The organism is Streptomyces sp., from assembly GCF_036566765.1.
In the GTDB taxonomy this organism is placed as follows: domain Bacteria; phylum Actinomycetota; class Actinomycetes; order Streptomycetales; family Streptomycetaceae; genus Streptomyces.
This window is the reverse complement of the sequence record NZ_DATCVQ010000316.1, coordinates 21555-37387: the sequence shown is the minus strand read 5'-3', so window position 1 is coordinate 37387 and position 15833 is coordinate 21555. Positions and strand designations below refer to the sequence as shown.

The window sequence follows — 15833 nt, the reverse complement described above, 5'->3', positions numbered from 1 at the left end:
AGCCAGCGCCCGGCCGCGCCGCGCACCTCCCCCGGCCCCGGCGGCTCGGGCGCGGGGGCGAGCCCCCGACTCACTCCCGCCACAGAGATGAAAGCGACGGCGGTCGCGGACGCGCCGTGCACGGCCTCGGCCAGATTGGCGAGCAGCGCGTCCACGGTGCCGGAGGTGTCGGCGACCTGCTCGGCCAGGAGTTCGAGGCGGACGATCTCGTGCGCCTGGGCGGCCCCGGCGGCGGCGATCTCGGCCGGCCCGGTGAGGTCGCCGGGCATTCCGGTGTCGACCAGATAGGTGGAGATCCCGGAGGCGCGCAGCAGCCGCCGGCCCGACTCCAGGACGCCGAGCTCACGACGGCGGGCGAGATAGCGGGCGGGCGGGCAGTGCGGTTCCAGGCCCAGCAGCGGCGGGCACCAGCGGCGTACCGCGAAGCCGGTCTGGGTGTCGAAGAAGGTGGTGCCGGGCGCGGGCGGCCCGGGGGTTCTGCCGAGGTGGGCCTCGAACGTGCCGAGGCCGAGCTCCGTACGGAGCACCCCGTGGCAGTACTGGTCCACCAGAGTCGGGGTCTCGATCATTCGGGGGGCTCCCTGCGTGGACGTGCTTCCACCCGTCCTAACGGGTGAGCCCCGCGCGAGGTGTTGCCTCTCCTCGTCCGAGCGCTCCGCTCGTGCGAACGTCCTACTTGTTCGCCCTACTTGTTCGCCGGGCCGCCGAGCTGGATGCCGGCCATGCGGGTCCACTCGTACGGGCCGGTGACGACCTTCGCCGCGAACTCGCCGTCGAACTCGTCGTGGAGCGTGAGCCCGGCCTTCTCGGCGGCGCTCTGCGCGACGGTGTACGAGGGGGCCACCAGGTCGCCCCAGCCGCCGTCCTCGCCGACGAGGACGATCCGGGCGCCCATCTGGCCGATGTAGGCGAGCTGCCCCTCGGCGCCGCCGTGCTTCTTGGAGAACGCCTGGATCTGCTTGGCGAGCCGCGCCGCCTTGCGCTCTGCCTGCTTGGTGTCTGCCATGACAAGGATGCTACCCAGCGGTAGATCCACTGGCGACGGCCGGGCCGTGTGGGGTGTCCCACGTGGCCCGGCCGTCGAAGAAACGCCCGAAGGGGTCCGGGGAATCCCCCGGACGGCCTACCTGAGGAAGGGGTCCACCGCGACCGCCACGAAGAGCAGCGAGACATAGGTGATGGACCAGTGGAAGAGGCGCATCTCCTTGAGCTTGGCGCCGGTCGCGCCGCCCTTCGCACGGGCGAGCAGCGCGTGCGCCTCCCAGAGCCAGAAGCCGCCGGTCAGCAGCGCCACGGCGGTGTAGAACCAGCCGGTGTAGCCGAGCGGGGTGAGCAGCAGCGAGACGGCGACCATCACCCAGCTGTAGGCGACGATCTGCTTGGCGACCACCTTGTTGGAGGCGATGACCGGGAGCATCGGCACGCCGGCCCGCGCGTAGTCGTCCTTCACCTTCATGGACAGCGGCCAGTAGTGCGGCGGGGTCCAGAAGAAGATGACCAGGAAGAGGATGACGGCGGCCCAGGACATCGAATTGGTGACGGCCGACCAGCCGATCAGCACCGGCAGACAGCCGGCGATGCCGCCCCAGACGATGTTCTGCGAGGTGCGCCGCTTGAGGATCATCGTGTAGACGATCACGTAGAACAGCAGGGCGCCGAGCGAGAGCAAGGCGGAGAGCCAGTTGACCAGCAGGCCGAACCAGAGGGTCGACACCACGGCGAGGGTGATGCCGAAGATCAGCCCCTCACGCGGGGTGAGCATGCCCGTGACCAGCGGGCGCTGGGAGGTGCGGTCCATCAGGGCGTCGATGTCGCGGTCGATGTACATGTTCAGCGCATTGGCGCCGCCCGCGGACAGATAGCCGCCGGTGCACGTGGCGAGCACCAGCCACATGTTCGGCACACCTTGTTCGGCGAGGAACATCACCGGAACAGTGGTGATGAGCAACAGCTCGATGATTCGCGGCTTCGTCAGCGCCACGAATGCCTTGACGCGAGCCCCGAACGGCCGATGGCCGCCCGGGCTGGGAGTCAAGACGACCCCGGCGGGTCGGTTCTCGACGGCCGTCACGCACACCCCTGACAGAGAATTTCCCAGCAAGCTCCCCGAATGAAGACGGGGTGAAGACTTGCGCGTACCACGCCACTGTAGACGTTGCCCATACGCCGTTCTTCGCGGGGGTGGGGTCGTGTTGAGGACGCTCGTCCCAAGGGATGGACACGCGTCGACACGACTCGGGAGGCGAACTGACAGAGTGACCGGCACTCTTGCTGTATTCGCTCATTTGAGGGGCCCCCAGGCGAAAATGAGGGGCATTAAGTCGGGGGTAGGCTCGGCAACGCCGGTACACCCTCAGTCACCGGCTACAGATCATGTGGAGAGGAGCCCTGACCCAGGGTGAGCACTAAGCCGACCACCACAGACCTCGAGTGGACCGAATTGGACCAGCGGGCCGTGGACACCGCTCGCATCCTGGCCGCGGACGCCGTACAGAAGGTCGGCAACGGCCATCCCGGTACGGCCATGAGCCTGGCTCCCGCCGCCTACACCCTCTTCCAGAAGGTGATGCGCCATGACCCGGCCGACCCCGAGTGGGTGGGGCGCGACCGTTTCGTGCTCTCCGCCGGGCACTCGTCCCTGACGCTCTACACCCAGCTGTACCTGGGTGGCTTCGGTCTCGAGCTGGACGACCTGAAGGCCTTCCGCACCTGGGGCTCGAAGACCCCCGGGCACCCGGAGTACGGCCACACCGCGGGCGTCGAGACGACCACCGGCCCGCTGGGCCAGGGCGTCGCCAACGGCGTGGGCATGGCGATGGCCGCCCGCTACGAGCGCGGCCTGTTCGACCCGGAGGCGGCCCCCGGCGCCTCCCCGTTCGACCACAACATCTACGTGATCGCCGGTGACGGCTGCCTCCAGGAGGGCATCGCCGCCGAGGCCTCGTCCCTGGCCGGCCACCAGAAGCTCGGCAACCTGATCCTGCTGTGGGACGACAACCACATCTCGATCGAGGGCGACACCGAGACCGCCGTGTCCGAGGACACCATGAAGCGGTACGAGGCGTACGGCTGGCACGTCCAGCGCGTCGAGCCCCAGGCCAACGGCGACCTGGACCCGGCCGCGCTGTACGCCGCGATCAAGGCGGCCGAGGCGGAGACCGAGCGTCCGTCCTTCATCGCGATGCGCTCGATCATCGCCTGGCCGGCCCCGAGCGCCCAGAACACCGAGGCCGCGCACGGCTCGGCGCTGGGCGACGAGGAGGTCGCGGCCACCAAGCGCGTCCTCGGCTTCGACCCGGAGCAGAGCTTCGAGGTCACCGACGAGGTCATCGACCACACCCGCGCGCTCGGCGACCGTGGCCGCGAGGCCAAGGCCGAGTGGGAGAAGTCGCTGGCCGCGTGGCGCACCGCCAACCCGCAGCGCGCCGCCGAGTTCGACCGCATCCAGGCCAACGAGCTCCCCGAGGGCTGGGAGGCCAAGCTTCCGGTCTTCGAGGCGGGCAAGGGCATCGCGACCCGTGCCGCCTCGGGCAAGGTGCTGCAGGCGCTGGGCGAGGTCATCCCGGAGCTGTGGGGCGGCTCTGCCGACCTGGCCGGCTCGAACAACACGACGATCGACAAGTCGTCCTCGTTCCTGCCCAAGGGCAACCCGCTGCCGGAGGCCGACCCGTACGGCCGCACGATCCACTTCGGCATCCGCGAGCACTCGATGGCCGCGGAGATGAACGGCATCGCGCTGCACGGCAATACGCGGATCTACGGCGGCACCTTCCTGGTGTTCTCCGACTACATGCGCAACGCGGTGCGGCTCTCGGCGCTCATGCACCTGCCGGTGACGTACGTCTGGACGCACGACTCGGTCGGTCTCGGCGAGGACGGCCCGACGCACCAGCCGGTGGAGCACCTGGCCTCGCTGCGCGCGATCCCCGGTCTGAACATCGTCCGTCCGGCGGACGCCAACGAGACCGCGATCGCCTGGCGCGAGATCACCAAGCGGCACTCGAAGGTGTTCGGCAAGACGCAGCCGCACGGTCTGGCGCTCACCCGTCAGGGCGTGCCGACGTACGCGCCGAACGAGGACGCGGCCAAGGGCGGCTACGTGCTCTTCGACGCCGAAGGGCCCTCCGGGCAGAGCGCGGAGCCGCAGGTCGTCCTGATCGGCACCGGCTCCGAGGTGCAGCTCGCCGTCGAGGCGCGCGAGCAGCTGCAGGCCGCCGGCATCCCGACCCGCGTGGTCTCGATGCCGTCGGTGGAGTGGTTCGAGGAGCAGGACCAGGAGTACAAGGACTCCGTCCTGCCGCCGTCGGTCAAGGCGCGGGTGGCGGTCGAGGCCGGCATCGGCCTGACCTGGCACAAGTACGTCGGCGACGCCGGCCGGATCATCTCGCTGGAGCACTTCGGCGCCTCGGCGGACGCGAAGGTCCTCTTCCGCGAGTTCGGCTTCACGGCCGACGCGGTGGCCGCCGCCGCCCGGGAATCGCTCGATCTCGTTTCAGGGCTCGCCGACGACGCGCGCTGACGCGCATACGTACGACTTTTGGAGATGCAATTCTCATGACAGACGCTCTCAAGCGCCTCTCCGACGAAGGCGTCGCGATCTGGCTGGACGACCTCTCGCGCAAGAGGATCACGTCCGGCAACCTCGCCGAGCTGATCGACCAGAGCCACGTGGTCGGTGTGACCACCAACCCGTCGATCTTCCAGAAGGCGATCTCGCACGGTGACGGGTACGAGCAGCAGCTCGCCGACCTCGCCGCCCGCAAGGTGACCGTCGACGAGGCCATCCGCATGATCACGACGGCGGACGTCCGCGACGCCGCCGACATCCTGCGCCCGGTCTTCGACGCGACGGACGGCCAGGACGGCCGGGTCTCCATCGAGGTCGACCCGCGGCTGGCCCACGAGACCGTGGCCACGATCGCCGAGGCCAAGCAGCTCGCCTGGCTGGTGGACCGTCCCAACACGCTCATCAAGATCCCGGCCACCGAGGCGGGTCTGCCGGCGATCACCGAGGTCATCGGCCTCGGCATCAGCGTCAACGTGACGCTGATCTTCTCGCTGGAGCGCTACCGCGCCGTCATGGACGCCTACCTGGCCGGTCTGGAGAAGGCCCGCGAACGCGGCCTGGACCTCTCCAAGATCCACTCCGTGGCGTCCTTCTTCGTGTCCCGCGTGGACACCGAGATCGACAAGCGGCTGGACGCCCTCGGCACCGACGAGGCCAAGGCGCTCAAGGGCAAGGCCGCCCTGGCCAACGCCCGGCTGGCGTACGAGGCGTACGAAGAGGTGTTCAGCGGCGAGCGCTGGGCCGCGCTCGACAAGGCGCAGGCCAACAAGCAGCGTCCGCTGTGGGCCTCGACCGGCGTCAAGGACCCGGCGTACAAGGACACCCTGTACGTCGTCGACCTGGTCGCGCCCGGCACGGTGAACACCATGCCGGAGGCCACCCTGGACGCCACCGCCGACCACGGCGTGGTGTCCGGCGACACCATCCGCGGCACCTACGAGCAGTCCCGTGCCGAGCTCGCCGCCGTGGAGAAGCTGGGCGTGTCGTACGACGACGTCGTCCAGGTCCTGGAGGACGAGGGCGTCGAGAAGTTCGAGGCGTCCTGGAACGACCTGCTCAAGTCCACCGAGGCGGAGCTGGATCGCCTCGCACCTTCGGAGGCGTAACACCTTGAGCGCAGTCCACGGAGCCAACCCGCTCCGTGACGCCGCAGACCGACGGCTCCCGCGCATCGCGGGGCCGTCGGGCCTGGTGATCTTCGGTGTCACGGGCGATTTGTCCCGCAAGAAGCTGATGCCTGCCGTCTACGACCTGGCCAACCGCGGTCTGCTGCCGCCGGGCTTCGCGCTCATCGGCTTCGCCCGCCGCGAGTGGCAGGACGAGGACTTCGCGCAGGAGGTCTACGAGGCCGTCAAGCAGCACGCCCGCACGCCGTTCCGCGAGGAGGTGTGGCAGCAGCTGATCCAGGGGATGCGCTTCGTCCAGGGCGACTTCGACGACGACGACGCCTTCGACCAGCTGAAGACCACCGTCGAGGAGCTGGACAAGGCGCAGGGCACCGGCGGCAACTTCGCGTTCTACCTCTCGGTGCCGCCGAAGTTCTTCCCCAAGGTCGTCCAGCAGCTGAAGAAGCACGGCCTGGCGGAACCGCCGGCGGGTTCCTGGCGGCGCGCGGTCATCGAGAAGCCCTTCGGGCACGACCTGGCCTCCGCCGTGGAGCTCAACGAGGTCGTCCACGAGGTCTTCACCCCGGACCAGGTCTTCCGCATCGACCACTACCTGGGCAAGGAGACCGTCCAGAACATCCTGGCGCTCCGCTTCGCCAACACCCTGTTCGAGCCGCTCTGGAACCGGTCGTACGTCGACCACGTCCAGATCACCATGGCCGAGGACATCGGCATCGGCGGCCGCGCCGGGTACTACGACGGCATCGGCGCCGCCCGTGACGTCATCCAGAACCACCTCCTGCAGCTGCTCGCGCTGACCGCCATGGAGGAGCCCGCCTCCTTCGACGCGGACGCGCTGGCGGCGGAGAAGACCAAGGTCCTGGGCGCGGTGAAGCTGCCGGACGACCTGGGCGGGCACACGGTGCGCGCGCAGTACACGGCCGGCTGGCAGGGCGGCGCGAAGGCCGTCGGCTACCTGCAGGAAGACGGCATCGACCCCAAGTCGAAGACCGACACCTACGCGGCCATCAAGCTGGAGATCGACAACCGCCGCTGGGCGGGCGTCCCCTTCTACCTGCGCACCGGCAAGCGCCTGGGCCGCCGGGTCACCGAGATCGCGGTGGTCTTCCAGCGCGCCCCGCACTCCCCCTTCGACCACACGGCGACGGAGGAGCTCGGGCAGAACGCCCTGGTCATCCGGGTCCAGCCCGACGAGGGCGTGACCCTGCGGTTCGGCGCGAAGGTGCCCGGCACGCAGATGGAGGTCCGGGACGTCTCGATGGACTTCGCGTACGGCGAGTCCTTCACCGAGTCCAGCCCCGAGGCCTACGAGCGGCTGATCCTCGACGTCCTGCTCGGCGACTCCAACCTCTTCCCGCGGGTCGAGGAGGTCGAGCTGTCCTGGAAGATCCTCGACCCGATCGAGCGGTACTGGGACAAGCACGGCAAGCCCGCGCAGTACCAGGCCGGGACCTGGGGACCGGCCGAGGCGGACGAAATGCTCGCACGAGACGGACGGAGCTGGCGCCGGCCATGAAGACCGACCTGACTGACACCACGTCAAGCAAGATCAACAAGGCGCTGGTGCTCGGACGGCGGGCGCTCGGCACGCCGGCCATCGGCATGGTGCTGACCCTCGTCATCGTCACCGACGAGGAGAACGCGTACGACGCGCTGAAGGCCGCCAACGAGGCGTCCCGCGAGCACCCCTCGCGGACCCTGGTGGTCATCAAGCGCGCCGCCCGCTCGGCGCGCGACCGGGCCAAGGCCCGGCTCGACGCCGAGGTGCGCCTGGGCGCGGACGCGTCCACCGGCGAAACGGTTGTGCTGCGGCTGTACGGCGAGGTCATCGACCACGCCCAGTCGGTGGTGCTGCCGCTGCTGCTGCCGGACGCGCCGGTCGTCGTCTGGTGGCCGGTGAACGCGCCGACCGACCCGACCAACGATCCGCTGGGCGCCCTCGCACAGCGCCGGGTGACCGACGCGTACGCCTGCGAGCAGCCGATCGAGGAGCTGGCGGCGCGCACCGGGGCGTACACCCCGGGCGACACGGACCTGGCCTGGACCCGGATCACGCCGTGGCGTTCGATGCTCGCGGCCGCCCTTGACCAGGTCGAGTGCCAGGTCCAGTCGGCCGAGGTCGAGGGCGAGGAGCTCAACCCGAGCGTCGAGCTGCTGGCCATGTGGCTGGCGGACCGGCTGAACGTGCCGGTGAACCGGCTCGTCTCGGCCGGCCCCGGGCTGACCTCCGTACGCCTGGAGTCGGACTGCGGTCCGATCGTGCTCGACCGGCCGGACGGCTCGCTGGCCACGCTCTCCATCGAGGGTCAGCCGGACCGTGCGGTGGCGCTCAAGCGCCGCGAGACGGCCGAGCTGATCGCGGAGGAGCTGCGGCGGCTCGACCCGGACGACACGTACGCGTCGACGCTGCGGGTCGGCGTGGCGCGGCTGGGCGAGGGCAGGGCTGCGAACTCGTCGGCTCCGGCCAAGGCCGCGTCGGCGGCTGAGGCTCCGGCGACAGCTGATGCTCCGGCGGAGGCCGAGGCCAAGGCTCCGGCCGCCGCGAAGAAGGCCCCGGTCAAGAAGGCGGCGTCCAAGTGAGTGCTCCGCAGCTCGTCGTGCACCGCGACAAGGAGCTGATGGCGCAGGCCGCGGCGGCCCGGCTGATCACGAAGGTCGTGGACGCCCAGGCCGCCCGCGGCTCCGCCTCGGTGGTCCTCACCGGCGGGCGCAACGGCAACGGCCTGCTGGCGGCGCTCGGTTCGGCGCCGGCGCGGGACGCGATCGACTGGTCGCGGCTCGATCTGTGGTGGGGCGACGAGCGGTTCCTGCCGGACGGGCATCCGGACCGCAATGTCACCCAGGCACGGGAGGCGCTGCTCGACCTGGTGCCGCTGGACCCGGCCCGGCTCCACGCGATGCCCGCGTCGGACGGCCCGTACGGCTCGGACGTGGACGCCGCCGCTGCGGCCTACGCCGCGGAACTGGCTGCCGCGGCCGGTCCCGAGGACCACTCCGGGGTGCCGGCCTTCGACGTCCTGATGCTGGGCGTCGGCCCGGACACCCATGTCGCCTCGCTCTTCCCGGAGCTGCCGGCGGTGCGGGAGACGGAGCTGACGGTGGTCGGCGTGCACGGCGCGCCGAAGCCCCCGCCGACCCGGATCTCGCTGACCCTCCCGGCGATCCGGGCTGCGCGCGAGGTCTGGCTGCTGGCGGCCGGCGAGGACAAGGCGAAGGCCGCCCAGCTCGCGCTGTCCGGCGCGGGCGAGGTCCAGGTCCCGGCGGCGGGCGCGTACGGACGCTCCCGCACGCTGTGGCTCCTGGACACCGCCGCGGCCTCGGCCCTGCCGCGCGACCTGTACCCCCCGGCCTCCGCCTGACCCGGTACGCCACAAGGCCCGGCCCACCGTCCAGGTGGGCCGGGCCTTCGGCGTGTCAGGAGCGGGGAGCCGGCTCCAGGAACGGGCCCAGCAGCTCCGGGACCGCTTCGGCGGCGAAGCGCAGGCCCTCGGTCTCGGACGCGTCGTGGACGTCGTACGCGCCGGCGCCGGCGGCCGTCGTCGCCGTCAGGGTGAGCAGGCCCGCCCGGCTCTGGAAGACCGACTGCTTCACCGTCCAGCCGATGACCCCGCCGCGCTGGAGGGCGACGGTGGCACGGCGCAGGACGCCGGAGCGGGTCACCAGGTAGTCGCCGGTGATGCCGTGGCCCAGATTGCGGTAGGCGTCCCGGGCGGCCAGCACGGCGAGCGGGACGAGGACGAGGGCGCAGCCGCCGGCGATGTAGAGCAACACACGTGTGAGCAGGGCGCCGAGGACGGCGAGGACCGCGACGGGGACGGCGGCGGACCACAGGGCCCAGCGGAGCCGGCGGGCGCGGGCGGCATCGGGGTGGCTCAGGAGCGGCGCGCCGGTCGGGGCGACCGGCTCACGCAGTACCCGCGCCGCTATCTCGTCGGCGAGCGCGCGGGGCACGGGCGGCAGCAGGGTCTTGAGCTCGGCATGCTCGTTCTCGTCGTCCTCGGCGATGCCGGTGGCGACCGCGTCCACCCGGGCGGCGCGGAAGGTCCGCACGCCGAGCGGCTCGACCAGCTCCACGCCGCGCAGCCGGCGCTCCTCGATGGAGATCGAGCGGGCGGTGAGCAGACCGCGGCGGACGCGGAGGGTGCCGCCGGGCTCGCGCTCCAGACGGAAGTTCCACCACATCTCGGCCCACAGACCGACCGCGCCGACGAGACCCGCGAGCAGCGCGGCCAGGACGAGGACCACGATCATCCAGACGATCGGCGTGTCCTCGAAGCGGTCGCGCACCCAGTCGATGACCTTGCCCTGTGCCCCGAACCACTCGCTGACCTGCATCACGGCGCCGGCCGCCGCCCCGCCGAGCAGCGGGGCGGCGAAGGAGACCGGGGCGTAGCGGATCCAGCGCGGGTCGAACACGGCCAGCGGGCCGTCCTGCCCGGTGTCCACGCCGGCGGTGGCGGGCCGTTCGAGCAGCAGCCGGCGCAGCCGCTCGCCCTCGGCCTTGGCGACCGGGTCGAGCTCCAGCGTGGACTCGCCGGCCGCCTGTTCACCGGTGCCGATGCGGACCTTGACCAGGCCGAGTATCCGCAGCAGCGGGTGGGCGGTGAGGTCGACGCTGCGGATCCGCTCGCGGGCCAGCGAGCGGCGGGTGACGAGCAGCAGACCGCTGTGCAGCTCGGCCCGCTCGGGGCCGATCCGGTAGCGGGTCCTGCGCCACCGGACGTAGTCCGCGGCGGCGCCTCCGGCGATCATCAGCGTCACCCCGGCCAGCACCCAGGCCGCGGCCTGCCACAGCGGCATGCCGTTGGCCAGGCCGAGGGCGATGGGCACAGCGGCGCCCGCGGCGACGCCGGCCGTGACGGCGGCGCTGACGAGGACCGTCCGCTTGTCGAGCTGCCGCCAGTCCTCCTCCACGTCCTGCGGGGCGGTCATGTGGCGTCCCCGGGGGTCTCCCCGGTGATCAGCGTGAGCCGCTCCGCGAGCTCGGCGGCGAGCTCGTGGTCGAGGCCCTCGATCCGGATCGCACCCTTGGACGAGGCGGTGGTCACCGTCACCGTGGCCAGCCGGAAGGCCTGCTCCAGCGGGCCGCGCACCGTGTCCACCGTCTGGATCCGGGACATCGGCGCGATCCGCCACTCCTGCCAGAAGGCCCCGGTGCGCACATACACGGCGGCGTCGGTGACCTCCCAGCGGTGCACCCTGAACCACCAGCGGGGGAAGATCGCGGTGCAGGCGAGGCCCACCGCCGCGATGATCGCGGCGGGCAGCAGCAGCCAGAACCGGGCCGGCGTGATGAGCGCGCCGAGCACGCCCAGGATCACTGCCGGCACGGCCGTCGTGATCAGCAACCGCGTCCGCCACCAGCCGACCGCCCGGCCGTCCAGCGTGTTCCTCGGCGGCCGCAGCCGTACCTCTTCCTGCACCGTGTCCTCCCCCGTGGTCGTCATACCGGTCAGCGTCCCCGCAGCGTGCGGTAGACGGAGACCAGGCCGGCCGTCGACCCGTCCAGCCGGTCCGCTCCCTCGCCCGTCGTCAGCACCGGCTCGATCCGCTTGGCGAGGACCTTGCCGAGCTCGACGCCCCACTGGTCGAAGGAGTCGATGTTCCAGACCGCGCCCTGCACGAAGACCTTGTGCTCGTACAGCGCGATCAACTGGCCCAGGACGGAGGGCGTCAGCTCCTTGGCCAGGATCGTGGTGGTGGGGTGGTTGCCCTTGAAGGTCTTGTGCGGCACGAGCTCCTCGGCCACGCCCTCGGCGCGCACCTCCTCCGGAGTCTTGCCGAAGGCCAGCGCCTGCGTCTGGGCGAAGAAGTTCGCCATCAGCAGGTCGTGCTGGGCGACCAGGCCGGGCAGCAGGTCGGCGACGGGCTCGGCGAAGCCGATGAAGTCGGCCGGGATGAACTTGGTGCCCTGGTGGATCAACTGGTAGTACGCGTGCTGGCCGTTGGTGCCGGGCGTGCCCCAGACCACCGGCCCGGTCTGCCAGTCGACCGGCCGGCCGTCGCGGTCGACGGACTTGCCGTTGGACTCCATGTCGAGCTGCTGAAGGTACGCGGTGAACTTCGACAGATAGTGCGAGTACGGCAGGACCGCGTGCGCCTGGGCGTCGAAGAACGCGCCGTACCAGACGCCGAGCAGGCCGAGCAGCAGCGGCGCGTTCTCCTCCGGCGGGGCGGTACGGAAGTGCTCGTCGACCAGGTGGAAGCCGTCGAGCATCTCGCGGAAGCGGTCCGGCCCGATGGCGACCATCAGAGAGAGGCCGATGGCGGAGTCGTACGAGTAGCGGCCGCCGACCCAGTCCCAGAACTCGAACATGTTGGCCGTGTCGATGCCGAACTCCGCGACCTTCTCGGCGTTCGTCGACAGGGCCACGAAGTGCTTGGCGACGGCCTCCTGACCGGCGTTCAGACCGGTGAGCAGCCAGTCCCGGGCGGAGGTGGCGTTGGTGATGGTCTCGATCGTGGTGAAGGTCTTCGACGCGATGACGAACAGCGTCTCGGCCGGGTCGAGATCGCGGACCGCCTCGTGCAGGTCGGCCCCGTCCACGTTGGAGACGAAACGGAACGTCAGATTGCGGTCGGTGAAGGAGCGCAGCACCTCGTAGGCCATGGCGGGGCCCAGGTCCGAGCCGCCGATGCCGACGTTGACGACGTTCCGGATCGGCCGCCCGGTGTGGCCGGTCCACTGCCCCGAGCGGACCCGCTCGGAGAACGCGGCCATCTTGTCCAGGACCGCGTGCACGCCGGGCACCACGTTCTCGCCGTCGACCTCGACGACGGCGTCGCGCGGGGCGCGCAGGGCGGTGTGCAGGACCGCCCGGTTCTCGGTGGTGTTGATCTTCTCGCCGCGGAACATCGCGTCGCGCAGCTCGGCGACGCCGGTGGCGGCGGCCAGCTCGCGCAGCAGGGCGAGGGTCTCGTCGGTGACCAGGTTCTTGGAGTAGTCGAGGTGGAGGTCGCCGACGCGCAGGGTGTACGCGGCGCCGCGGTCCGCGTCGGCGGCGAACAGCTCGCGCAGATGCGTATCGCCCAGCTGCTCACGGTGCTTGCCGAGGGCGGCCCACTCCGGCATCCGGTCGAGCCTGCTCCTGGTGTTCATCTCGGACATCGCCCACTTCTTCTCTTGCTGCCTGCTTGCCCCGCTGCCCCTCCAACCTAATTGATCCGACGGGCCAGACACGCGACGGCGAGCGCGAACAGCGCTGCCGCCAACAGGGTTGGCGTGTTCAGGCCCCCTCCGGCGGCTGCCGCGCCGCCGAGCAGCGCGCCGAGCGGCGCCCCGGCGACCGCGAGCGTGCGGAAGGCGGAGGCGACGCGGCCGAGCATCCCCTCCGGGGCGCGCTCCTGCATCAGGGTCACCTGGTTGGCGTTCCACACCGTGCCCATGAGGCCGAACACGGCCATCGCCGCGACCGTCGCCGCGAGGGCGGGCACGGTCCCCATGACGACCAGACAGCCCGTCTGGACCAGGCCGGCCAGGAGCACCGCCCGTATGCGCCCCGTCCGTTGGGCGATCCGCCGGGCGACGAGCCCGCCCAGGACGCTGCCCGCCGCGTAGGCGGTGATGACCAGCGCGTACCCCTTCTCGCCGCCGTCCAGCCAGCCGGTGACATGCAGGACGAGGGTGGCGATCAGCGCGCCCATGCCGACGTTGCACAAGGTCGTCGCGAGGCAGAGCCGGCGCAGCGCCCGGTCCCGCCACAGCACGGCGAGCCCCTCGGCCGTCTCGGCGCGCAGCGTGGATCCGGCGGGTCTGGGCGGCCGTTCCGGCCCGGAGACCCGCAGACCGACCAGCAGGAGCGCGGCGAGGAGGTACGTGGCGGCGTCCACGGCGTACGGGACGGCGGCCCCGGCCGCCAGCAGGAAGGGCGTCAGCGGCGCGGCCAGCGCCCCGCCGGCGATCTGCTGCCCGGTCATCAGCCGGGCGTTGGCCGCGGCGAGCGTCTCGGCCGGCACAACCGCGGGCAGCAGCGCCGTGGCCGCGTTGTCGAAGAGGGTCTGCAGGGCGGTGAGGGCGAAGGCGAGCGCGAGCAGCAGGGCGATGGAGGCGTGGCCGAGAGCGACGGCGACGGCGAACGCGGCGACGAGTCCGCCGCGCACCAGGTCGACGGCCCACATGGCGCGCCGCTGGTCGACCCGGTCGGCGAGCGCGCCGCCGAGCAGCCCGAAGAGCAGCCAGGGCAGATACCCGCAGGCGGTGACGGAGGCGACGAGCAGCGGGTCGTCGGTGAGGGAGGCGGCGAGCAGCGGCAGCGCCGCGGCGCGCAGCGCGTCGCCGAACTTGGAGACGACGGCCGCCGTCCACAGGCGGCCGAACCCGCCGCGCCAGGCCGGGACGGCCCGTACGGCCGGCCGCGTCGTCGATGCGGTCGTCATCCCGCCCTCCCCCTCAGGTCCGCGGTGATCCCCTCACCGCACGACCCTAGAGGGCGGCACTGACAACGCCGTTCGGCCCGAGGCACTCCACGTCCGACGCGCACGTGGGTAGAGGCGCACGCCCCAGCCCGGCATCACGCGGACGGGCCCGGGCCGCGACGTCAGGCGTCGCGGGCCGGGCCCGTCCGTATGGTCATCAGATCTCGCCCCGCAGCTTGGCGAGCGCCTCGGCGAGGATCGCCTCGCCGTCCGCGTCGCTGCGCCGCTCCCGCACGTAGGCGAGGTGCGTCTTGTAGGGCTCGGTGCGGGGCGGGTCCGGCGGGTTGTCCCGGTCCTGGCCGGCCGGGAATCCGCAGCGCGGACAGTCCCAGGTGTCGGGAACCTGCGCGTCGCTGGCGAAGCTCGGCTGCGTCTCGTGCCCGTTCGAGCACCAGAAGGAGATGCGGAGGCGCGGTGCCGACTCGCCCCGCTCGGCCTCCCCCATCGGCCCCGCTCCGACCCGGCTTCCCCGGATCGCGTTGCCACTTGCCACGGTCGTAACTCCCTGCGTGATGGTGCTCGAAGATGCCCCAGTCTACGTAAGGCCCAACGCGCGTCCAGTGATTGGAGTTACAAGAACGGCGCTCAGCTGTCCAGCTTCATCATGAGAGCAAGTACGACAATGCATGCGAACCACAGCAGACCGACCACGATCGTGATGCGGTCCAGGTTCCGCTCGGCCACCGACGAGCCGCCCACGGACGACTGCATACCGCCGCCGAACATGTCGGAGAGGCCGCCGCCCTTCCCCTTGTGCATCAGCACGAGCAGCATCAGCAGCAGGCTGAAGACGATCAGGGCGATCGAGAACCCCATAACCACGGCTGGACCCTACTTCCTGGCAATTCTCGGAATGTATGTACGACGGGGGCCGACAGGCTCACACAGCCCGGCGGCCCCCGCAAGAGTACGACGGATCGTCGCTACCGCATACTCACTGGTCGCGTCACTGGTCGCGGAAGCGGACGATCTTGACGAACTCCTCCGGGTCCAGCGCCGCGCCGCCCACCAGAGCGCCGTCGACGTCCGGCTGCGCCATGATCGCGGCGACGTTCCCGGCCTTCACCGAGCCGCCGTACTGGATGCGGACCTTGTCGGCCAGCTCCTGCGAGTACAGCTCCGCGAGGCGGCCGCGGATGGCCCCGCAGACCTCCTGGGCGTCCTCGGGGGTGGCGACCTCGCCGGTGCCGATGGCCCACACCGGCTCGTAGGCGATCACGATCGACTCGGCCTCCTCGGCCGGGACGTACTTCAGGCCGCCGTCGAGCTGGGCGAGGGTGTGCTCGACCTGCCGGCCGGCCTTGCGGACGTCCAGGCCCTCGCCGACGCACAGGATCGGGGTCACGCCGTGCTTGAACGCGGCCCTGACCTTGGCGTTGCAGAGCTCGTCGGTCTCGTTGTGGTACTGCCGGCGCTCGGAGTGGCCGACGGCCACGTAGGCGCAGTTCAGCTTGGCCAGCATCAGGCCGGAGATCTCGCCGGTGTAGGCGCCGGAGTCGTACGCCGAGATGTCCTGGGCGCCGTACTTGATCTTGATCTTGTCGCCCTCGATCACGGTCTGGACGGACCGCAGGTCGGTGAAGGGCGCCAGGACCGCGACCTCGACGGCGCCGTAGTCCTTGTCGTTCAGGGCGAAGGAGAGCTTCTGGACGTGCGCGATGGCCTCGAGGTGGTTGAGGTTCATCTTCCAGTTGCCCGCCATCAGCGGGGTGCGCGTGGTCATA

14 protein-coding genes and 1 pseudogene are annotated in these 15833 nt (G+C 71.1%); 5 read left to right on the top strand and 10 right to left on the bottom strand.

Annotated features, from left to right (window positions below; genetic code table 11):
* The 3 genes and pseudogenes from VIU94_RS18350 to VIU94_RS18340 all read right to left on the bottom strand — a co-directional run.
* A pseudogene (locus VIU94_RS18350) lies at positions 1–569 on the bottom strand (amidohydrolase); the annotation flags it as partial.
* Between the two features lie 116 nt (positions 570–685).
* Complete coding sequence (locus VIU94_RS18345) at positions 686–1006, bottom strand: hypothetical protein (RefSeq protein WP_331912815.1); 321 nt, start codon at positions 1004–1006, stop codon at positions 686–688.
* A gap of 117 nt (positions 1007–1123) precedes the next feature.
* Entirely contained in the window at positions 1124–2077 is a 954-nt protein-coding gene (locus VIU94_RS18340) for a heme o synthase (RefSeq protein WP_414720969.1), read from the bottom strand.
* A gap of 321 nt (positions 2078–2398) precedes the next feature.
* Here VIU94_RS18340 and tkt point away from each other — a divergent pair, with 321 nt between their 5' ends.
* The 5 genes from tkt to pgl are packed head-to-tail and all read left to right on the top strand — an operon-like array spanning position 2399 to position 9053.
* Positions 2399–4519, top strand: coding sequence for a transketolase (tkt, locus tag VIU94_RS18335; protein ID WP_331912811.1), 2121 nt, complete (start codon positions 2399–2401; stop codon positions 4517–4519).
* A 35-nt stretch (positions 4520–4554) separates the two neighbouring features.
* Entirely contained in the window at positions 4555–5673 is a 1119-nt protein-coding gene (gene tal / locus VIU94_RS18330) for a transaldolase (protein WP_331912809.1), read from the top strand.
* Positions 5674–5677: 4 nt separating this feature from the next.
* On the top strand, positions 5678–7210 hold the full coding sequence (zwf, locus tag VIU94_RS18325; RefSeq protein ID WP_331912807.1) for a glucose-6-phosphate dehydrogenase: 1533 nt from the start codon (positions 5678–5680) through the stop codon (positions 7208–7210).
* Complete coding sequence (gene opcA / locus VIU94_RS18320) at positions 7207–8274, top strand: glucose-6-phosphate dehydrogenase assembly protein OpcA (RefSeq protein WP_331912805.1); 1068 nt, start codon at positions 7207–7209, stop codon at positions 8272–8274. Before zwf ends, opcA begins: the two co-directional genes overlap by 4 nt.
* On the top strand, positions 8271–9053 hold the full coding sequence (pgl, locus tag VIU94_RS18315) for a 6-phosphogluconolactonase (RefSeq protein WP_331912803.1): 783 nt from the start codon (positions 8271–8273) through the stop codon (positions 9051–9053). Before opcA ends, pgl begins: the two co-directional genes overlap by 4 nt.
* 55 nt (positions 9054–9108) lie before the next feature.
* Here pgl and VIU94_RS18310 read toward each other — a convergent pair whose 3' ends face one another.
* The 7 genes from VIU94_RS18310 to tpiA all read right to left on the bottom strand — a co-directional run bounded on the left by VIU94_RS18310 (position 9109) and on the right by tpiA (position 15832).
* The gene (locus VIU94_RS18310; RefSeq protein WP_331912801.1) at positions 9109–10626 is read right to left on the bottom strand and encodes a PH domain-containing protein; all 1518 of its coding nucleotides are present in this window, start codon (positions 10624–10626) and stop codon (positions 9109–9111) included.
* Positions 10623–11141, bottom strand: a complete 519-nt coding sequence (locus VIU94_RS18305) for a PH domain-containing protein (RefSeq protein WP_331912799.1) — start codon at positions 11139–11141, stop codon at positions 10623–10625. Before VIU94_RS18305 ends, VIU94_RS18310 begins: the two co-directional genes overlap by 4 nt.
* 5 nt (positions 11142–11146) lie before the next feature.
* A complete protein-coding gene (pgi, locus tag VIU94_RS18300; RefSeq protein ID WP_331912823.1) occupies positions 11147–12793 on the bottom strand; it encodes a glucose-6-phosphate isomerase in 1647 nt (548 codons plus the stop codon).
* Between the two features lie 56 nt (positions 12794–12849).
* Complete coding sequence (locus tag VIU94_RS18295) at positions 12850–14070, bottom strand: MFS transporter (RefSeq protein ID WP_331912797.1); 1221 nt, start codon at positions 14068–14070, stop codon at positions 12850–12852.
* Positions 14071–14266: 196 nt separating this feature from the next.
* On the bottom strand, positions 14267–14602 hold the full coding sequence (locus VIU94_RS18290) for an RNA polymerase-binding protein RbpA (RefSeq protein WP_003957010.1): 336 nt from the start codon (positions 14600–14602) through the stop codon (positions 14267–14269).
* A gap of 92 nt (positions 14603–14694) precedes the next feature.
* On the bottom strand, positions 14695–14925 hold the full coding sequence (secG, locus tag VIU94_RS18285) for a preprotein translocase subunit SecG (protein ID WP_331912821.1): 231 nt from the start codon (positions 14923–14925) through the stop codon (positions 14695–14697).
* 130 nt (positions 14926–15055) lie between these two features.
* Complete coding sequence (tpiA, locus tag VIU94_RS18280; RefSeq protein WP_331912795.1) at positions 15056–15832, bottom strand: triose-phosphate isomerase; 777 nt, start codon at positions 15830–15832, stop codon at positions 15056–15058.
* Position 15833 lies beyond the last annotated feature (1 nt).